Here is a 1181-nt window from a genome sequence, read left to right on the forward strand (position 1 = left end):
ATCAACGCAGGCGGTAAGAAAGTGACCGGCGTCGCCGCAGGCACCGTCGCCGCAGGCAGCACCGATGCCGTCAACGGCGGACAACTGCACCAAGTTTACGAACTGATCGGCAGCAACGGCGGCAACGTCAACACCGCACCGCCGGCAGTCGAAGCAGACGGCAAAGCAGGCTTGGGTAATATCAAAAACATTACCCTGGTGGACAACAGCACCAACCCGAACGTGACCAACGTCACGAACGAGACCAAGATTGCCCAGTCCAACGGTTACAGCCTCGTGACCTACAACGTCGAAGACCAAGGCATGTACGTGACCAACAACGTCATCGAAGCCGTAGGCCGTATGAACGAACAAGGTATCAAGTTCTTCCATACCAACGACGGCGAAGTGAACCCCGACGTACAGGCACGCAACGGCGAAGACTCCAGCGCGAGCGGCGCATACGCCACGGCAGTCGGCTACCAGGCCGCTTCCAAAGGCACCAACGCCATCGCCATCGGTAAAGGCGCCAAAGCCAATGCCGAGAACACCATCGCCATCGGTACCGGCAACATCGTCAGCGGCAAAAACTCCGGCGCCATCGGTGACCCGACCGTAGTAAGCGGCAACAGCGCTTACTCCATCGGTAACAACAACAACGTATCCGCCGACAACGCCTACGCACTGGGCAGCGACATCAAAGCCACGGTTAAAGACTCCGTCTACCTCGGCGACCGTGCCCAAACCCAAGGCATCCGCACGGCTGATGCAGCCAAAGGCGAAGCCTACACCTACGGCGGCCTGAACGACAAAGCCGTGGCAGGCAAAGCAGGTTCGGCTGCGGCTGCGAACAAAGTCGCAGGCGTCGTAACCGTCGGCAACGGTACGGACGAGACCCGTCAGGTACAAGGTGTGGCCGCAGGTGTGGTATCGGCGGATTCTACCGATGCGATCAACGGCAGCCAGTTGTATTACACCAACCAGGCGATTAACCAAAGCGTGACCAACATCGGCAATTACGTGGTGAACATGGGCGACCAAATCAACCAACGTATCGACAATGTTGAAAGCGACTCTAAAGCCGGTACCGCAGCAGCCATGGCGGTGGCTGGTCTGCCGCAAGCCTACCTGCCGGGTAAGAGCATGATGGCGGTTGCAGGCGGCGTTTACCGCGGTGAAGCGGTTACGCAGTCGGCTTCTCC

The 1181-nt window shown here is 58.9% G+C and carries 1 pseudogene; it reads left to right on the forward strand.

Going from position 1 to position 1181, the window contains the following annotated elements:
• Nucleotides 1-1181 (forward strand): annotated as a pseudogene (locus HMPREF1028_RS15775) (hypothetical protein); the annotation flags it as partial.

Origin of the sequence: Neisseria sp. GT4A_CT1 (genome assembly GCF_000227275.1) — a bacterium.
Taxonomy (GTDB): domain Bacteria; phylum Pseudomonadota; class Gammaproteobacteria; order Burkholderiales; family Neisseriaceae; genus Neisseria.